Annotated in this window: 14 protein-coding genes and 3 pseudogenes; 8 read left to right on the top strand and 9 right to left on the bottom strand. The window is 68.4% G+C overall.

Annotated elements, in window-relative coordinates; genetic code table 11:
• Window positions 1–471: 471 nt before the first annotated feature.
• From ACZ6C1_RS03630 to ACZ6C1_RS03620, 3 genes are all read right to left on the bottom strand, one after another.
• The gene (locus tag ACZ6C1_RS03630) at window positions 472–810 is read right to left on the bottom strand and encodes a DUF6193 family natural product biosynthesis protein (protein WP_469237282.1); all 339 of its coding nucleotides are present in this window, start codon (window positions 808–810) and stop codon (window positions 472–474) included.
• 988 nt (window positions 811–1,798) lie between these two features.
• A complete protein-coding gene (locus tag ACZ6C1_RS03625) occupies window positions 1,799–2,254 on the bottom strand; it encodes a peptidase inhibitor family I36 protein (protein ID WP_469237280.1) in 456 nt (151 codons plus the stop codon).
• 154 nt (window positions 2,255–2,408) lie between these two features.
• Complete coding sequence (locus ACZ6C1_RS03620) at window positions 2,409–3,356, bottom strand: ArsR/SmtB family transcription factor (protein WP_469237278.1); 948 nt, start codon at window positions 3,354–3,356, stop codon at window positions 2,409–2,411.
• A gap of 106 nt (window positions 3,357–3,462) precedes the next feature.
• Here ACZ6C1_RS03620 and ACZ6C1_RS03615 point away from each other — a divergent pair, with 106 nt between their 5' ends.
• Both ACZ6C1_RS03615 and ACZ6C1_RS03610 read left to right on the top strand, forming a co-directional pair.
• Window positions 3,463–3,630 (top strand): hypothetical protein, encoded by a 168-nt coding sequence (locus ACZ6C1_RS03615; protein ID WP_469237276.1) that lies wholly within the window; start codon window positions 3,463–3,465, stop codon window positions 3,628–3,630.
• Window positions 3,631–3,632: 2 nt separating this feature from the next.
• Window positions 3,633–3,816 (top strand): annotated as a pseudogene (locus ACZ6C1_RS03610) (fic family toxin-antitoxin system, toxin component); the annotation flags it as partial.
• A gap of 342 nt (window positions 3,817–4,158) precedes the next feature.
• Here the strand turns inward: ACZ6C1_RS03610 and ACZ6C1_RS03605 are convergent.
• On the bottom strand, window positions 4,159–4,710 hold the full coding sequence (locus ACZ6C1_RS03605) for a hypothetical protein (RefSeq protein ID WP_469237275.1): 552 nt from the start codon (window positions 4,708–4,710) through the stop codon (window positions 4,159–4,161).
• 149 nt (window positions 4,711–4,859) lie between these two features.
• On the opposite strand from ACZ6C1_RS03605, the gene ACZ6C1_RS03600 reads away from it, so the two are divergent.
• Together ACZ6C1_RS03600 and ACZ6C1_RS03595 are read left to right on the top strand one after the other, a co-directional pair.
• Complete coding sequence (locus tag ACZ6C1_RS03600; protein ID WP_469237272.1) at window positions 4,860–5,336, top strand: SUKH-3 domain-containing protein; 477 nt, start codon at window positions 4,860–4,862, stop codon at window positions 5,334–5,336.
• Window positions 5,333–5,541: pseudogene (locus tag ACZ6C1_RS03595) on the top strand (hypothetical protein); the annotation flags it as partial. The gene ACZ6C1_RS03600 and the pseudogene ACZ6C1_RS03595, both read left to right, overlap by 4 nt.
• Before the next feature lie 458 nt (window positions 5,542–5,999).
• Here ACZ6C1_RS03595 and ACZ6C1_RS03590 read toward each other — a convergent pair.
• Window positions 6,000–6,500, bottom strand: a complete 501-nt coding sequence (locus ACZ6C1_RS03590) for a VOC family protein (protein ID WP_469237268.1) — start codon at window positions 6,498–6,500, stop codon at window positions 6,000–6,002.
• Window positions 6,501–6,584: 84 nt separating this feature from the next.
• On the opposite strand from ACZ6C1_RS03590, the pseudogene ACZ6C1_RS03585 reads away from it, so the two are divergent.
• Window positions 6,585–6,849, top strand: a pseudogene (locus ACZ6C1_RS03585) (IS5/IS1182 family transposase); the annotation flags it as partial.
• Window positions 6,850–7,250: 401 nt separating this feature from the next.
• On the opposite strand, the gene ACZ6C1_RS03580 reads toward ACZ6C1_RS03585, so the two are convergent.
• The gene (locus tag ACZ6C1_RS03580; protein WP_469237266.1) at window positions 7,251–7,856 is read right to left on the bottom strand and encodes a dihydrofolate reductase family protein; all 606 of its coding nucleotides are present in this window, start codon (window positions 7,854–7,856) and stop codon (window positions 7,251–7,253) included.
• Window positions 7,857–8,460: 604 nt separating this feature from the next.
• On the opposite strand from ACZ6C1_RS03580, the gene ACZ6C1_RS03575 reads away from it, so the two are divergent.
• Window positions 8,461–9,129, top strand: a complete 669-nt coding sequence (locus tag ACZ6C1_RS03575; protein ID WP_469237264.1) for an NADPH-dependent FMN reductase — start codon at window positions 8,461–8,463, stop codon at window positions 9,127–9,129.
• Window positions 9,130–9,974: 845 nt separating this feature from the next.
• Window positions 9,975–10,214 carry a peptidoglycan-binding domain-containing protein gene (locus ACZ6C1_RS03570; RefSeq protein ID WP_469237262.1) on the top strand — a complete coding sequence of 80 codons (240 nt, stop codon included), beginning with the start codon at window positions 9,975–9,977 and terminating at the stop codon, window positions 10,212–10,214.
• A gap of 583 nt (window positions 10,215–10,797) precedes the next feature.
• Here ACZ6C1_RS03570 and ACZ6C1_RS03565 read toward each other — a convergent pair.
• Window positions 10,798–11,682 (bottom strand): hypothetical protein, encoded by an 885-nt coding sequence (locus ACZ6C1_RS03565; protein ID WP_469237260.1) that lies wholly within the window; start codon window positions 11,680–11,682, stop codon window positions 10,798–10,800.
• An 806-nt stretch (window positions 11,683–12,488) separates the two neighbouring features.
• Between ACZ6C1_RS03565 and ACZ6C1_RS03560 the strand changes: the two genes are divergently transcribed.
• A complete protein-coding gene (locus ACZ6C1_RS03560) occupies window positions 12,489–12,770 on the top strand; it encodes a hypothetical protein (RefSeq protein WP_469237259.1) in 282 nt (93 codons plus the stop codon).
• A 640-nt stretch (window positions 12,771–13,410) separates the two neighbouring features.
• Here ACZ6C1_RS03560 and ACZ6C1_RS03555 read toward each other — a convergent pair.
• Together ACZ6C1_RS03555 and ACZ6C1_RS03550 are read right to left on the bottom strand one after the other, a co-directional pair.
• On the bottom strand, window positions 13,411–15,591 hold the full coding sequence (locus ACZ6C1_RS03555) for a 3-hydroxyacyl-CoA dehydrogenase NAD-binding domain-containing protein (protein ID WP_469237257.1): 2,181 nt from the start codon (window positions 15,589–15,591) through the stop codon (window positions 13,411–13,413).
• 27 nt (window positions 15,592–15,618) lie between these two features.
• Entirely contained in the window at window positions 15,619–16,830 is a 1,212-nt protein-coding gene (locus ACZ6C1_RS03550) for an acetyl-CoA C-acetyltransferase (RefSeq protein ID WP_469237255.1), read from the bottom strand.
• Between the last annotated feature and the right edge of the window lie 13 nt (window positions 16,831–16,843).

Genomic DNA, 16,843 nt, shown 5'->3' with positions numbered 1-16,843 from the left:
CCGCCCCCCCCCCCCCCAACCCCAAACACGGGGTGGTTGTTTTTTTTTTTTGTTTTTTTCCCTTTCTTTTTTTTTCTCCCACCCGGGGGCCCTGCCCCCCCCCCCCCCCAGTGCCATGGGGCTGGTCAGGAGGTGAACTCCACGGCGAACTTCTCGGCGTCCACGATCCGGTAGTCCTTCAAAACTTACCGAGCTTGCCGCCGGCCGCCCTGCCGGCCTCCGCCGACATGTTCGCTCGCGCAGGGCTCCAGGCCAGTGAGAGGCTTGTCTACGCGGGCCTGAGTCATCTCCCACTTTCCGTTCTTGAGGACAGGGACGACGTCCGCGCACAGTTCGCCTTCGGTTCCTCCCTCGTGGGTGCCCGCGAATGGGAACTCGTCAGGTTCGTCCTCCATGTTGATGTCGGGACTCAGATCACCACGCCCCATAGGTCCTGATCACCATGACCAAGATCCACTTTCGCAACAGGACCTACCCCGCGTGCAAGTGGCTCACCACGAGAGCGGCGGCTTCCGCGGGCGTCTCGGCCTCGCCGAGAAGGCCGGCGTAGCCCGAGGAGTAGACCTTGAACGGCGGTCCGCCGTACAGGATGAAGGGCAGGTCGTCGTGATTCAGGTCAGTCCACGGCGGGGCGCTGTGCAGGAAGTGCAGCGTCCCATGCGTGGGGAAGGGGTAGAGGCTGCGCAAGCGCGGCTCGGCATGCGCGGCCTCAACGACGACAAGCAGGGAGTCTTGAGTGGCTCCCCGAGTGCCGGGCTTGCGCTCCAAGAGCCAGTTCCAGGCAGTCGCGACGTCAGGGGCTTCAGGCATGTGCTCCATCCTCGAAGTCGCACTGCCTACTCGCAAGCGACCCAGCGCCTCGACAACCACGACTTTCCCCACAGTCCCTAGGTCCCCGGAACGGTGACGGTCTGCGCGACGAAGCCGGGATGGTGTGGGAACCCGGCGACGCAGCCTGGGAGCAGAAGCCGGCGGTACTGCGGTCGTACCGACGGGCCACCGGACACCTCGCACCCCGCCAGGACGTCCTCTAAGACGATCCGGCCAGCAGCGGGCCTGTGCCGATCGGGCAGCACACGGCCAACTCGGCGAATGGGCGCGAAGAACGGCATGGGCAAGAACAGCGGGCGGCGCGCAGCGGGCGGCACAGCCGGCCGCGGTCGACCCGGACTGGAACTGCCCCTGGCCACTGGACTGGCAACGCCACTACCGCGTCCTCGCCGACCTCGAGGCCGGCTGCCACCTGCCCGAGATCGCGCCCGGCGTACTCATGGACGTCGACGACATTGGACGCCGGCTCCCACAGCAGAGCAGCCAGCCATCTGGGCGCGGCTCCTGCCCGAGCAGCAGGAACGGCTTTCCACGCTGGGCGTCACACCGCTCGAGAAGCCCTCTTCCGGCCTTGCGGCCAAGCGCACGGCGAAGGGCCCCAGCAAAGCGCAGCAGGCGTTCCAGCGCGGTCTGACCGCCCTCGCACAATGGGTGGAGCATGAAGACGTCCACCGGCCGTGCCGCGCGGCCACAGCGAACAGATCACGATCAACGGCGACACCGAGACTCACCGCCGAACAGCACGCCGCACTACGGAGGCGGCGTCGAGTGGGCAGGAAGGACGGGGCGCGGGTCGTTGATCTGGCCGAGCATGTGTGAGACCTGCCCTGTTACGGCAGCGGCCGTTGCGTTGCCTGGCCCTGATGCCCCGGGGGGCGGCCCTAGTCCGCACGTGGTGGACGCGCGCGGACTCGGGACCGGCTCCGTGGGCTGGCGGGGGGGCCCCCGCGCCCGGCAGCCGCTCCCCCTAGGAGCCCTTGTACGAACCGATCGGCGTGGCAGTACCGCAGGAAGAAGAGCCCAGCTTCTGCACAGCGGAAATCTTGTCGTCCAGGTCGAACCAGTCATTGAGCTTCGACACCGAGTATCCCGGACGCACGCAGTACTTTGCTCCCCGGTTGTAGGCGTCCACGTATACGTACCAGGACACGCTATTGCGGTTCCACAGCGAGTTGAACCTGTCGTTGTCGCCGCCGAGTGCCGGCGCTGAAGCCGTGTACGCGGTGAAGATGCCGAGGTAGTTGTCGTCGGACCACGCGCACAGCCGGTTGTCGGCGCACTGCGCGGGGCTCGCCCAGGCGGGTGCCTGCGTCGTGGTGAGGGCCACCCCTGCGGCGCCCAGCAGGATCGCCGCGCGTTCCAGCCGGCGGCGGGAACGGGTTTTCGTACCCGGCGACTTGGGTGACATCGGTGAAGAGGTCATGCGCATACTCCCCTTGTCGAAGACGGTGTACTCCAGTAGTCCGGCGCCGGGCATCCCCGGACACACCGGAATGCCATGAATACTCCGGGCTGCCGCGCGGGGTGGCCATGCCCTTAAGCAATGGCTTAAGGGGCTGCGGCCGGGCCGCGCAGCGCTACCGGTTCCCGTCCAGCAGTTCCCGGCCCAGTGCGGTGGCCATGTGCAGTACGGAACCGCCGCGCCGGTTGGTGGTGATCAGGCGTGCTTCGCGCAACGCTCTGGTGTGCTGGCTGACGGCCGGCAGGGAGACACCGAGTCGCGCGGCCAGTTCAGTGGTGCTGCAGCCGTCGGCGGCCGCGCGCAGCGCTGCGGCCCGGGTACGTCCGAGCAGGGCGCCCAGGGCATCGTCGGCCACGGAGCTTTGGGGGCGCCATAGCGCAACACCGGTGGCCGGATCGGTCACCGCGGGTACGGTCAGCCGCGGCACCGACGTGTCGTCGTACGGGTCGTGCAGCAGGCTGGACTGGCGCCAGGCGAACAGGGTCGGTACCAGGATCAGCCCTCTGCCGCCCAGGTTGACCTCGACGGGGCGGGGGTAGCGTACTTCCAGCACGGGCGGGTGCCAGCGCACCAGCGCAGGGCTCAGGGAGGCCAGCAGGGCGTCGACTCCCCCTTCCAGGAACGTGCGGGCGTACTGCGCGCGTACAGCGTCCAGCCGTGACCGGGAAGCCGCCCAGTACGGTGCGACGGCCACCCGGTGACAGGACAGAAGGCCGGCCGCCAGCAACCGCCGAGCATCGGCGCCCCCGTCGGCGACGGTGCGTGCCCAGGAGAGGTGAGCAGGGTCGACGGTGACGGGTTCCAGCTCGCGGCGTACCTGGGTGCGCGGTGCCCGCAGGAGAACGTCCACGGCGTGGTCGATGTCGGGTGAGTCGCCGGCCAGTGCCAGCAGGTCTAGGCCCGGGCCGCGGGCCGGCAGCAGCGTGACCAATGGCCGGGCTTCCTCGCCCAGCCGATCGACCACGGTTTCCCGCCACCGCTGGAAGGGCAGCGGGAGGGAGCGCCGGCACAGCATCTCCAGACTGTAGTACGTCTCCGCAGCGGCCCCGATGGTGGTAGCCACCCGAGTGCGGGCGAGATCCTCAGCGGTGAAATGAATACGCAGCACCACAGACCCCCGATCCCGGAGTCGGGACACCTTGTGCGGTCTCGGTCCTGCCGCCGCCTCCGTGGCTACCAAAGCATTCTCGGGCGGGACGCGCGAGGCCCGCAACGCCCATTTCCGGACCTTTCGGCATGACCTCCTCGACAACCACGGCGACTTCCTCGCCGACATCGAAGCCGACCTCGACACCCAGCATGCCCCGACGCCCCGAGACCGGGGCGCCGCTGCGTGAGCATGTCCCTGCACGTCGACCTGTCCTGGATCCTGGAAGCCGCCGAACGCGCCGGCAAACACGATCCGGCACCCGACGCCCTCGGAGTTCCGCTCGCCGCCGTGGCCCACCACCGAAGCAGAACTCCTCGAACAACCCGTATGCGGCGGCCCGTACGCTCGCGCCGCCGCACTCGTGCACACCCTGGCACCGCCACCCGCATCACCGAACACCTGCGAACATGGCAACCCCGAACCCCTATGTGCTGCCGTCTCGAAGTCATGATCCTCCGATAGGCGACTCCGCATCGTGTGCGCCTGCCAGCCCTAAGGCCGGGGGCGGCGGGGTACGGCGCCAGGCCACCCGCTCCAGGGTGGCCTGCGGCCTACGGCGCGCTCCTCACCCCAGCTCCCTGGCCACTCCGCGGCGGCCGCGCAGCCGCCTACGAGACGTGCCCACCGACCGCAGGGTTCGCCTTACAATCACGATGCGTCACGGTTTATTGACCGCGGACGCGTCTTAATGCTGCTTAGACGTCGTTGCATTTGGTCAGCTGTCGTGCCGTTGGCCCAGCAGGCGTGCCTGTTCCCTCTTCAGCTGGGTGAACCCCTTACGCGCGTACGCGGCAATCTCCTCGCTGGGGAACGATACGACTGAGAGGTGCTGGTCGTAGCTGCCCTGTGCCCACCGGGCGGCCGTGATCTCGTAGCCCGATACATGTGCGCACAGTCGAAGCAGGAGTGACGGCATCTCTGGTTCCCTCAAGAGGTCGGCGTGCTTGATGACCAGGTCGCGCATGGCCTGGATGTTCGGGAGGAAGACGGTCATGACCCACAGGCGCCACTCGGCGAGCTCTTCTTCGGTGGGCGGCGTCTCATGAACGAAGGGTGACCTGCCGTCAGGGCGAGCGTTGCGCTCCACGAACGCACCGAAGATACGACTGTTGGCTTCAGTGAGGGCGAACAGGGGGCCATAGAAGTCGCTGAGCTGGCGATTTACGCGAGCGAGGTGTTCATGGCGCTGCGACAGGCGCAACCCGTTGAGGTAGGTGACGACATAGCTGACGAACGCCAGCCCGATAGTGACGACCACTGCGATCATGAAGGACGATGCTAAAGCCTGTCCCATAAACGATCCCCGTACCTTCCGTGACCAGTAGCCCTGTCCGCTGGTCCGGATGTGCGGCAGACTTCGGGCAACAGACATGACCGAAGAGATGGAGGGGGCGCATAGAACACGTCAGTGAGTCCTTGAAGGGCTGTGGTCCATCGGTACTGGACGCGCTTGGTGCTGCTGGGTGGACAGCAGGTCGCGAGATCGCCACTGGAGACTGGACACAGCAACTGGCAGCCGCTGGGTTCGAGCTCAACGAGATGGCGGTCAGGGTCTGGGCCGAGTTCGGCGAGCTGACGATCAGAAGCTGCCCCGCTCGCGTTCCTGCCTCGTCACTGCACATAGACCCCGTGGACGCCTGCGCCGACACCGCCGCGGAGGCGTCCAAGCTGAGGCGCCGATACGCGGAGAACTACAGCCCTCTGGGTATGTGGGCGGTCCAGTTCAGGTCGTATATCGCGGCCAGCGGGCGCGTCGTCGCCGTCGGCCCGAATTTCCTCTGGCCCCTGGGGTCGACCTTCGCGGAGGCGCTGGCCTACGTGGTGGACGGCGATGCCGGCGTCAATCGCGCAGAACAAGCAGACTGGCTCGCCAACTGCCTCCCCGGCAGATGAGACGATCTTGCGGTGGCTGGTGTGATCACGCGTCGGAGCCTTCCTGGATAGCCCCGTTCACCGGGCGGAGCCGCGGCAGTTCGACAAGATGGTCACCGTGCCGCGACGCGAGGGTGCGGACCCGGTCCGTAAGGGCTGGCCCTGCAGCCTGCCGCCGGAGGACCGGGTTACAACCCTTAGACAGTTGCTCCCCATGCTGTTCGTGGTAGGCCACGACCTCTTCTTCGGTGGCTTCCGGCAGGGAGGGGAACACCGCACCCGGACCGCTTGGAGCGCCGTGTCCAGGGCGCAGCGAGCCCTCCCACACTGCCGGTTACGGCCGTACGGGGGAGGGCTCGGCTCGCCGCCGGCTTGCAGATCAACGTACGACAGCGAGCTACGTACGCGTTGCGCTGGTCTGTTTAGCCGGTTGTGGTGAGGGAGACGTTGTCGAGGGTGATGGCGGTCTTGGCGGAGTTGCCGCCGATCTCGAAGTTGAGCGATCCGGTGGTGGTGTCGATGGTGGAAGTGAAGGTGTTGGTTCGCCCAGCGCCACCTTCGCCGTGTGCATCCGGGACCGGGCGGCGGCCTTCGCCTGCTCGTCGCGGGCGCGTCTCGCGGCGCCCACTGCCCGGCGGGCCGCCATGAGGTGGGTACGCAGGCGGGCGGCGACGTCCTCGGGGATCAACGGGTCGGCAGCGCGCCAGTGTCGCTCGTTGATAATGACGTAGTGGCCGTCAGCGGTGCGAGGCGCTGTCGGTTGCGTGTCACCGGGACCGCTGTGCCACCCAGGGCGACGGGTTTCCGGACAACGAGCGCGTACCCGGCGTGCGGTCGGACCGGGGCGCTGCCGATTCCGGCCTCGTTCCCGTCGGGATCCTGGTGCACGACCTTGCGCACGCCGTTCGAGTAGGTCTCGCGGTGAGAGGGTCGCAGGCCCCGCTCGGCGATCCCGGCGACGCGGGTGTCGAGGTCGTCGACGAAGACCGTGTGCATCGTGTGGCCGGCGTGCCCGGGCCTGTGCTCGACGTGCACATACCGATGCTCCGCCAGCTCCCACACGGTTTCCGTGTCGTTCGGGACGAATGCCGGCGGCGAGCCGAGCAGCCGTTCGTACCAGGCCAGGGCCCGCCGCGTGGTCGTCGACGGGGATGCCTGTGAAGAGGTCGACGGCCATGGCGCCATGGGAGGTCCGGGCACGACGAGGGAACGGGCGAACGCGGGGGGGCGCTGGAGGGGATACTGCTTCGTGGCGGCCGCCCGACGTAGCACGGACAACGGCTAGGGATCCGTGCTGTCATTCCGCAGCCCTCCTACCAGATCGGCCACCGTCTTCGGCGAGGACGTGCGGGCGGGCGGGCGCATGCTGCCGACGCCGATATGCACAAACAACGCAACGCGCTGGAGCCGTGCCTCAACCGGTTCAAGCAGTGGCGTGGCCTGGTCATGCGAACGGACAAGGTGCATCGCTTACCAGGCCGCACTCCACCTTGCCGGCTCGGCGGTGCCAGCTAGAGGATGGTTCACTCGCTAACAGCTTGACGCCGTGTGTGGAAGAGCCAAGATTTCGAGGCCTGCTGGCGGAGTCAGGTGACTGGAAGACGGAGGCGATCCGTGCGATCCGAACGGACACCGGCCGCAGCCTTTGAAACAGCAAGCTCCTCCTGGACAGTGCGCCCGTAACGGTCGCGTGAGCTGACCCCTGAAGGGACATACGCCGCAGCTCGATGACCAGCGTCATCACACCTCGTCATCTATTCCTCGGACCCCTCGGACCTCGAGCTTATCGACCAACAGCTCACCTTCATGATCCGAAAGAAGCGGCCCAGCCCTGGACCGGGCGTCCTGACTGCGGCTGTTCACCCCCTCTTAGGTCTTGCTCCGCGCCCGCCGGCGCCGGCCTGGCGGGCGTCCGGACCGGCGGGCGGGGCGATGTCACGCAGGGACGCCCAGCGGCGGGTGCTCGAGCACGCGGGGCTTGTACTCGACCAGCTGGATGCGGCCGTCGAAGGTGCGGTGCTCGATCATCTCGAGGGCAACGTCCGGATAGCCGTCGTAGATGCGCTCTTCGCCTGTGGCCCCTGTGATCACCGGGAACATCACGACCCGGAAGCGGTCGACGAGCCCGGCACATAGCAGGGACCGGCACAGGCTGAGGCTGCCGATCGTGCTGAGGAGCCCCGAGCCACTCGATTTCATGGCACGGACCGCCTCCACGGCGTCGTCACGGACGAGCGTGGAGTTGGCCCACGTCAGTGGCTCCTCCAGTGAGGAGGAGAACACCACCTTGGACGCTTGCGTGAGCGCGTCGACGGACGCCTCCTCCTCGGGCCTGAACTCGTCCTGGCCATCAGGGACCTCGCCCGCGGCAAAGCCCGACATCAGGCGGTAGGTGTTCGCTCCCATCAGGTAGGTGGCCTCGGGCTGCTCGCCGAGCCACGCGAGATACTCCGGGCCTTCAAGGCCCCAGAACCCGGGCCATCCCTCTCCCGATGCGTAGCCGTCGAGGGAAGTGATGAAGTCGACGAGAAGCTCCGACATGGCGGTGTCCTTTCCTAGGTGTCACAAGCTTGGACCGGCCGGGACCCACAAACTCATCGGCCGCGCTGCGGAACAACGAGCGGCCGGCGAAGGCCGACCACCTCGGATCGCCGCTCTTGCCCTCGGTCGCCGGGAACGCGTGACGGCGGGGGAGGGACGTCATCAGGCGGGACACGGGGCGGGAAGGACAGCGACGCCGCGGCCAGCCTTGGGCCCTCCCGGGCCACAACACCCCACACCCCCACAACAGCCAACCCCCAGCCACAACCACCACGCCCGGCCCCTCAGACAACCACCGCCAGCTGCCCCTCCGCTCCCGGGCACTGATCGCCGACCAGCCGCCCAATAAAGGGAAGCCCAGGTTGGAAGGGGAGTCCACCGTCACGGGCATGGGGTGGGCCTCAGTGGGGCGGGCGGGCGTGCACGACATCGTCGGCGGGCGCCGTGAACGTGCACGACGTGGTCGGCTGGAGTCAACGCGATTGCACTGCATCATCGGCGCGCACCCTCATCGACTGCTCCGCAATATCGGGCGGAAGCGGAACTTCATGCCAGGATGCAGCTGAAACGGAACGCCGAGACCCCGAAAGGGTGGTGTCGTTCAATGACCGCTGTGTCGCCTCTGGACAGACCCGAGCCACTGCGGATTCTTGTGCTCAGCGCCTCCCTGCGCGCGGGCTCCCTGAACACCAGACTTGCCCTGCTCGCCGAACGTCTCATCACGGCTACCGGTGCCGTCGTGGATCGTGCCTCTCTGCGCGACTTCCCGATGCCGCCCTACGACGGCGACATCGAGGACTCCGGCGGCGTGCCGGCTCCCGCGGCCGATCTGGGCCGACGCATCGCCCAGGCCCAGGCATTCCTCATTGCCGCCCCCGAGTACAACGCCTCAATCCCCGGCGCGCTGAAGAACGCGCTGGACTGGGTCTCCCGGCTGCGCCCGCAGCCTTTCAAGGACCGGCACGCTCTGCTCCTGTCCGCCTCGCCGTCCCTGGTCGGAGGCAACCGAGGGCTGTGGGCCCTGCGGGTGCCGCTGGAACACCTCGGCACCCGCGTCTACCCGGACATGTTCAGCCTTGCGGCCGCCCACCGGAGCTTCACCGAGACCGGCGGCCTCACCGACACCGGGCTGCAGGAACGACTGTCCGAAACCCTGGAGACGTTCCTGGGACTCGTCGAGGCCGACACCCGATATGTCTGCCTGGAACGCCGCTGGTACGAGTTCCTGGGCGACCGCACCGAGGCCCTCGTCACCCAGCGCGCCGAAGAATGACCTGCGGCTGCCTCCCCAGCGCTACGTCAATGCCTTGTGCCGGAGGGTGTGGGAGGCGGTGCGGAGGGCGAGGGCCGGCAGCACCGCCATTAGGCAGAGGCTGCCGCCGCCCAACCGAGCCAGGGCTGTCCACTGGTGGATGCGTAGGACCGAGGGGGAGAACGATGCGCTGCGCGACCACTTCTAGGAGCGGGTCCGTGAGTTCGTCTTCTCCGGCCACACCCCGCAGAGCCCCCCGGTGCTGGTGCTGCTCGGCGCCCAGCCTGCGGGGGGCAAGAGCCAGGCGCCTCCACCCGCAGTACGAGGCACTGCTGCAGGAGCATCCGCTGCTGTTCCCAACGCCACCGCTCAGGCTTCCGGGGCCTGGGTGCGGATCTGTCCTGGCGGCGGCCCCCGACCTCACCCCGACAGGCTGCGCCCCCGGAGCAGTGGCCGACCTCCTGGCCGGCCAGGCTCTCCTGGACGCGGCCCGCTTCGCCGCCCCTGTGGCAGGCCCGCCGGGGCCCAGCAGGCGGGGCGGCGGTCAGAGGTCCGTGCCGCTCGGGCACTTTATTGCCCTGTAGATGCAATAACACTTCATATGCAAGACAGCCCGATCGGTCATTGCAGACCGTGCATTGGTCATCTCGGGTTCAGCGTGTTGAGGAGTGGTCGCGCTCCCACCAGGCTCGTGCATGTCAGTTCCCACGCCACCCCCCACAGGGTTTGGCGCGCATCCAGGAGGTGGACATGACAAAGATGATGCGCACACTTGCCCCCGTCGCCATGGCGGGAGCGTTGCTGTTCGGCGGTTCGACACCACCGCGACCGCGGCGCCGACGGCCACAGGCCCCGCGGCACAGGTCGTGCCGCCGGCCGAGCACGGCTGCTCGCCCCACTCCCAGTCGACCATCCGCCGCGGCTCCGAGGGGCCGGCGGTCCGCCACGCCCAATGCCTGCTCAACTACTGGGGCTACAACGTCGGCGGCGTCGACGGCAGCTTCGGCAGCCGCACCGAGAACCAGGTCCGCAACTTCCAGCGCGACCGCGGCCTGACCGTGGACGGCATCGTCGGCGCGAACACCTGGGCCGAGCTGCACTACTGAAACACCACCGGGCAGCGCTGAGCACTGCCGAGCACGGCTGAGCCACCGGCGTGCCCCACCCTCGGGGGCACGCCGCCTCTCGCCGGACGTCAGGCACCTCACACTCGGACAAGAGCCTGGCGTACCAAGAGCCTGGCGTCGTCTGCAAAACCCTCTTCTCGTATTGCTGCGGCGAACGGAGGCGTAAGGCTCCCGACCCGCCAGCTCGACCGGAGCGAAGCGCGGGTATCGAGCGCGGTGTACAGCCTCAGGTGTGCGCATCCTGGAGGAGCGCACCGCGGGCACCGCTGGACGGCGGCGCCGTGGCTCCGGCCGGCTCAGTGAGTGGCGCGGATCGCGCGCAGGCGCGCCCTTCCGCTCGATGCCGCGCCGCCGGGATGCCGGGACATCACCGCAGTGGCTGCCGACCAATCTGCTGAGGTTGTTGGTCGGCCGTAACGAGACGTCGGTGGTGCTGGCAGGTGCGGCGGCGGGTGCACCCCTGGCCGTCCTCCCGTCACGCTGGTCGGGGACTGTCCGTTGGTCGGGGACTGTCCGTTCAGTCCATGCTCAGGCCTGCCTGTATGCCTCGACGGATCCGCGACTACTGCACACCGGGCCTGAGTTCGATACGCACGCCGTCGGCTTCCCGGATGACGTAAACATGATCGGTCTTCGCCCTCCATCCGGGAGGCACGGCGTAGTAGCGCCCCTCTCGTGCTGTGATGAGCCGAAGGCCCGTGTAGCGGTAGCGAAGGTGGACGTTTTCACCAAGGTCCTCGAAGCGGAGCTCCGGTGATCGTGCGCTGAGGCCAAGTCGCTGGGCACTGTAGACCACCAGGCCGGTGCGCTTGACCACATCGAGGGCCGCGTTCCTGGCGTTCTGCTCTCCGAGCTGGCCCGCGGCCAGGGTGACGGTCCAGAGCAGGAACACTATGGCGGCGAAAATCGGCACAGCCGTGTCCAGCAGGCCCCTCGGGCGATCAACGTCAGCCGGCCGGACTTCACCGAGCAGCAGGCCGATGGCGATGAGAAGCGGGCCGGCCCAGCGGTACGGCAGCAGCAGCTGCCATTGCCACCACGCGATGAGAAGGAGCAAGCCTGCGGCCACGACGACCAAGTAGTAGCGGGCGAGTGCCGACACGCTCAGCGACGTGCCGCGCACCAAGCCGTTGGGCAGTGCTTGCCGCGGTCGGCGCCTGCTAATGGCAACCGCGATGAGCAGCACGACGGCACCCACGAGGACCGGGAAGGTCAGCAGTTGCAGGCTCTGCAGGACAAATTCAGCAAAGCCGAAGCCGAGCGAGAAGGGGGAAAGGTGGAAATGGCCGTAGTACGCGCTCGTATAGATCACGCCCACGTAGAACATCAGTGCGGCGATGAACGACGCCTGGGCAACCACGATATTGACCAGCGCGGACGGCGACGCCAGGTCTGGGCCTTCTCGCTTGACCCACCGCGCGGCGCGAGGCTCCTCAGTCTCGCTCACGTACCGTCCGGCGCGGGCTCTTGAGGCTCACGGTTTCCAGGAGACGGCGGACAACCCGCACCGCCGGGGCAATCGGAAGGAGCGGGAGACTCCGTCGGCGCGATCCCGGGATCCGTCTTGCGCGACGGTCCGGTGTACTTCGGAACAGGCGGAGGCGGAGGGACCGACTCGCCGCCGTAGGAAGGAGCACCGCCCGACGGCGAAGCTGTCAGACTTGCCGTTGCGCCGGTGAGGCTCGGAGAGGGCGGAGCACCGACCGACGGCGAAGCTGTCACACTCGCCGTTGCTCTGGTGAGGCTCGGAGACGGGGGAGTGGGGGATGCGTCGTCCTCGCCGGGTCCCCCTCCCGAACCGCAGGCTGCAACAAGCCCGAGGCACGCCGCGAACACGCCAACGCGGGGCCCCCAACAAAGGCCATACTCCATGCGCGCTCTCCATGTCCTCCGGTGCGGTCGGGGAGGAGCGTAACGCTGTCTTCGCTGGTCACTAGGACCTGAAGGCACGAGTGTGCCGGCACCGCTCGATCGGAGCACCGGGCCGGCGATCTTTTCCGCTGTCCAGCCCCTCCTCGACCATGAGAACGCGGACGCACGCGACACGGCTCTGGTCGCCGCCATCCCCCTCGCAGGGCACCCCCTCCTTGCCGAGCACCGGGGCGAGCCAGGGTCCGTCTTCAAACGGATCTTGCCCACAGCAGGAACGAGGCGGGAGAGACCGCTGCTTCATAAAGGTGGCAGTCTTGTCGTTTCGGGGGGTGATGCCTCGAAACCGCTTAAGCCCGTCAGACGTCGCAGAGCGTCGTCATCATGCGGACCCCGACCGGCCTGTATCAGGGCGGCACAACCCAGTTCGGCGCCGTGATCGGCGACGACAGCCAGACCGGCAACAACATCAGCATCGGCCCCGGTGCCGCGATCGGCCGCCGCTGCCAGATCACCAGCGGCGTGACCCTGGCCATCCGCACCGTGCCGACGACTGCACCGTCACCGCCCCGCACGCCGCTGAGATCAGCATCCGCCGCCGACGGTCTCGCCAGTCCTCCACCCCGGCACCTATGGCTGCTGACTAACCAGCCCCCCGCAGTATGAGCGAGCGCCGTCGGAGGAGGCCCGGATCGCCGACCGCGGCGGTCCGGGCCTCGCCCGTGCCGGGGCTAGCGCTGCGTCGGCTTGCGGCTCTGCTGCTGCTCGGTGCTGCCGCGACGCGAGTGACCCGCCTGCTCCGCGCCACTGCCCGGCTTCTTCGCCCCACGCCGTGTGGTCGACGTCCCGCGTGCGGCCGCCGTGGCGACGCTGGGCTCGCGCCCGTCCTTGGCTCCTGGAAGAGGACGAGAAAGCGCCAGCCCGAGCTGCCGCATCGCCGGGATGCCCACCGTGGCACATGCAGCATCCCGCGACGCCGGCGGCAGAACTGTAGGCGGTAGCGGCACCCGCCAGGTCGCGCAGCGCCTCGGCGGCCGGGGCGTCGGTTCCCGTCTTCTCTCCCCGCTGCCGGAGGCGCCCCCCGGCTTGGCCACTGGACGATCTTCTCCCAGGCGCGCATCGAGACCTTGCGGAAGAACGCGCCGACGCGGTTGTCTCGCAGCAGGCGGTCGAAGTGCTCTCCGGCTCGTTCCCTCCTGCGGGTGCACATCCCTCCCTGGCGGTACAGATCCGTTGGCGGGGGGTGTCGGCGCAGGGTCAGCCTCGGGGGCCAGGGAGCCCTTCCCCCGAGGCTGGTGACGGCCGCTCAGGTAGGGAAGGTCTCGCCGACGGCGGCCATGTCACGGAGGTACTGCGTGGGGCGGAGCTGCTCGCCGTACTGGTCGGCGAGTTCGTCGGCGCGCCTGATGAAGGCGGCGAGCCCGATGGAGCCGTCGGTGGCCTCGTAGCCGGTCATGAACTGTGCGGCGCCGCCGGCGGCCGGGGGGAAGCCGAGGCCGAGAATCGAGCCGATGTTGGCATGGGCTGCCGAGGTGAGCACACCTTCCTCGAAGCACTTCGCGGTCTCCAGCGCTTCACGCACGAGCAGGCGCTCCTGGGCGTCCTTGAGCGGGATCTGCTTCCCGGCGACCGGGATCAGGTCGGCCAGGCCCGGCCAGATCTGCCCTCGCCCGCCGGCGGTGTAGTCGTAGAAGCCGGCGCCCTTGAGCTTCCCCGAACGGCCCCTGTCGATCATCGGGCCGACGACCGACTCGGTGACGGTGGGGGTGTCTTCGCCGGCCGCCTCGCGGGTCGTCTTGGCGATCTTGTGCATGAGCTCGAAGTTGAGTTCGTCGGCGAGTTGGAGGGGGCCGACGGGGTAGCCGGCCCGGGTCGCGGCCCGCTCCAGGGAGTAGGGAGCCATGCCCTCGTGCAGCAGCGCCAGGCCCTCCTCGATCCTGGTGCCGATGACGCGTGAGGTGTAGAAGCCGCGGCTGTCGTTGACGACGATCGGCGTCTTCCCGAGTTGCAGGGCCACGTCGTAGGCCCTGGCCAGGGTCGCGTCGGACGTCTCCGCGCCGCGGATGATCTCGATCAGTGGCATCTTGTCGACGGGGGAGAAGAAGTGCAGGCCGATGAAGTCGGCCGGCCGGTCGATGCCCTTGGCGAGGTCGGTGATGGGCAGCGTGCTGGTGTTGGTGCACAGCAGCGCGTCCGGCTTGATGTGCGGCAGGATGTCGGCGAAGACCTGCTGCTTGAGCGCGACGTCTTCGAAGACGGCTTCGATGACCAGGTCGCAGTCGGCCAGGTCGGCCGGGTCGGCGGTGGCGGTGATGCGGCCGAGCAGCTCGGCGGCCTGCTTCTGGGTGAGCTTTCCGCGGGAGACGGCCCTGTCGTTCAGGTCCTCGGTGTAGGCCTTGCCCATTCGGGCGTTCTCCACCGTCACGTCCTTGAGCACGACCTGCATGCCGGCGCGGGCGCAGCTGTAGGCGATGCCCGCACCCATCATGCCGGCGCCGAGGACACCGACCTTGACGGCCGTGTTCTTCTCCACGCCGTCGGGACGCAGCGCGCCGGAGTTGATCGATCCCATGTCGAAGAAGAACGCCTGGATCATGTTCTTCGCCTGCTGGCCGGTGACCAGTTCGGTGAAGTAGCGCGATTCGATGCGCGAGGCGGTGTCGAAGTCGACCTGAGCCCCCTCGACTGCGGCCGACAGGATCGCCTTGGGCGCCTTGTAGTCGGCCTGCTTGATCTGCTTGCGCAGCAGCGGGGGGAGGGCCGGCAGTGTGGCGGCGAGGTGCGGGCTGGACGGGGAGCCGCCGGGCATCTTGTAGCCGGGCTTGTCCCAGGGCTGCGCGATCTCGCCGGGGTTCGCCTTGATCCATGCCTTCGCGGCGGGGACGAGTTCGGTGACGGACCCCACGAGATCGTCGACGAGGCCCTTCTCCTGAGCCTGGGCGGGCTTGAAGCGGGTGCCCTGGCCGAGGATGTCCGCGAGCGCGGTCACGATGCCGAACATGCGGACGGTACGGGTGACGCCGCCGCCTCCGGGGAGCAACCCGAGCGTCACCTCGGGCAGCCCGATGTCGTACCTGCCGTCGACCGCCGTACGGTGGTTGGCCGCCAGCGCGATCTCCAGACCTCCGCCCAGCGCGGCACCGTTGATGGCTGCCACCACCGGCTTGGGAAAGGTCTCCAGGCGGCGCAAGGTCGCCTTGACGGCCTCGACCTCGGCGAAGACGGTGGCCGTGTCGTCCCTCGTCGAGTGGATCATCTTCTTGAGGTCGCCGCCTGCGAAGAAGGTGCCCTTCGCGGACGTGACGACCACGCCGGTGACGGAGTCGGCCTCCTCGTACAGCCTGTCGACGGCGGCCTTCATCGAGGCGGCATAGAGGTCGTTCATGGTGTTGGTGCCCTGGGTGGGGTCGTCCAGAGTGAGAGTGACGATGCCGTCGGCGTCGCTCTCGTAGCGGACCGCGGTGGTGGGCGTCGTGTGCTTGGTCATGGTGCGGCTCCTGTGGTGGCGGTGGTCTCAGACGATCTCGACGATGGTGGCGATGCCCATGCCGCCGGCCACGCAGAGTGTGGCCAGGCCGCGCTTTTGACCACGGCGGATCAGTTCGTCGACGAGGGTGCCGAGGATCATGGCGCCGGTGGCTCCCATCGGGTGGCCCATCGCGATGGCGCCGCCGTTGACGTTGGTGATCTCGTGGCTGATGCCCATGTCCTTCACGAACCGCATGGCCACGGCGGCGAAGGCTTCATTGATCTCCCACAGGTCGATGTCGGTGACGTCGAGACCTGCCACGGCCAGAGCTTTGCGTGCCGCGGGGGCGGGTCCGGTCAGCATGATCGTCGGGTCGGCGCCCGACACGGCTGCGGACACGATGCGGGCCTTGGGCGTCAGGCCGAAGGCGGTGCCGACCCTCTCCGATCCGATCACCATCAGGGAAGCGCCGTCGACGATGCCCGAGCTGTTCCCGGCGTGGTGGACGTGGTCGATCTTCTCCAGCCAGTGGTACTTCGCCAGGGCGACATCGTCGAAGCCGGCGCCCTGGCCGTGCTCGACGAACGAAGGCTTCAGGCTCGCGAGTGACTCCACACTCGTGCCGGGGCGGATCGTCTCGTCACGGTCCAGGACGGTCTGGCCGAGACGGTCGAGCACGGGGACGACGGCGTGGTCGAAGTGGCCGTCGGCCCACGCGGCGGCGGCCCGGCTGTGGGACTGGGCGGCGTAGGCGTCCACGTCGGTGCGGGAGTAACCCTCCAGGGTGGCGATGAGGTCGGCGCCGATGCCCTGGGGGACGAAGCCCGCGGCGAGGGAGGTGGCGGGGTCCATGGCCAGTGGGCCTCCGTCGGCGCCGAGCGGCACCCGGCTCATCGACTCGACGCCGCCGGCGAGGATCAGCTGCTCGAATCCGCCGCGCACCCGGCTGGCGGCCTGGTTGACGGCCTCCAGCCCGGAGGCGCAGAACCGGTTGAGCTGGACACCGGCGGTCGTCTCCGGAAGCCCCGCGACGATCGCGGCGGTCTTGGCGATGTCCATGCCCTGGTCACCGATCGGGGCGACGACGCCGAGGACCACGTCGTCGATGCGCTCGGTGTCCATGGTCGGGTTCCGCTTCCGCACCGCGTCCAGCAGGCCGACCACCAGGTCGACCGGCTTGACCTCGTGCAGTGTTCCGGTCTTCTTGCCGCGCCCGCGTGGGGTGCGCAGATGGTCGTAGATGAAGGCATCCGTCATGGCTGCTGTTCGC

It is taken from the genome of Streptomyces sp. NPDC041796 (genome assembly GCF_055590785.1).
This window is presented reverse-complemented; position numbering and strand designations above follow the sequence as displayed.

What these genes read in the sequence shown, in the direction of transcription:
- ACZ6C1_RS03575 (WP_469237264.1), top strand. Translation starts at nt 8,461, where the DNA reads ATGACCGCTGTGTCGCCTCTGGACAGACCCGAGCCACTGCGGATTCTT.
- ACZ6C1_RS03630 (WP_469237282.1), bottom strand. Translation starts at nt 810, where the DNA reads ATGCCTGAAGCCCCTGACGTCGCGACTGCCTGGAACTGGCTCTTGGAG.
- ACZ6C1_RS03625 (WP_469237280.1), bottom strand. Translation starts at nt 2,254, where the DNA reads ATGACCTCTTCACCGATGTCACCCAAGTCGCCGGGTACGAAAACCCGT.
- ACZ6C1_RS03560 (WP_469237259.1), top strand. Translation starts at nt 12,489, where the DNA reads ATGCGGACCCCGACCGGCCTGTATCAGGGCGGCACAACCCAGTTCGGC.
- ACZ6C1_RS03605 (WP_469237275.1), bottom strand. Translation starts at nt 4,710, where the DNA reads ATGATCGCAGTGGTCGTCACTATCGGGCTGGCGTTCGTCAGCTATGTC.
- ACZ6C1_RS03550 (WP_469237255.1), bottom strand. Translation starts at nt 16,830, where the DNA reads ATGACGGATGCCTTCATCTACGACCATCTGCGCACCCCACGCGGGCGC.
- ACZ6C1_RS03555 (WP_469237257.1), bottom strand. Translation starts at nt 15,591, where the DNA reads ATGACCAAGCACACGACGCCCACCACCGCGGTCCGCTACGAGAGCGAC.
- ACZ6C1_RS03580 (WP_469237266.1), bottom strand. Translation starts at nt 7,856, where the DNA reads ATGTCGGAGCTTCTCGTCGACTTCATCACTTCCCTCGACGGCTACGCA.
- ACZ6C1_RS03590 (WP_469237268.1), bottom strand. Translation starts at nt 6,500, where the DNA reads ATGGCGCCATGGCCGTCGACCTCTTCACAGGCATCCCCGTCGACGACC.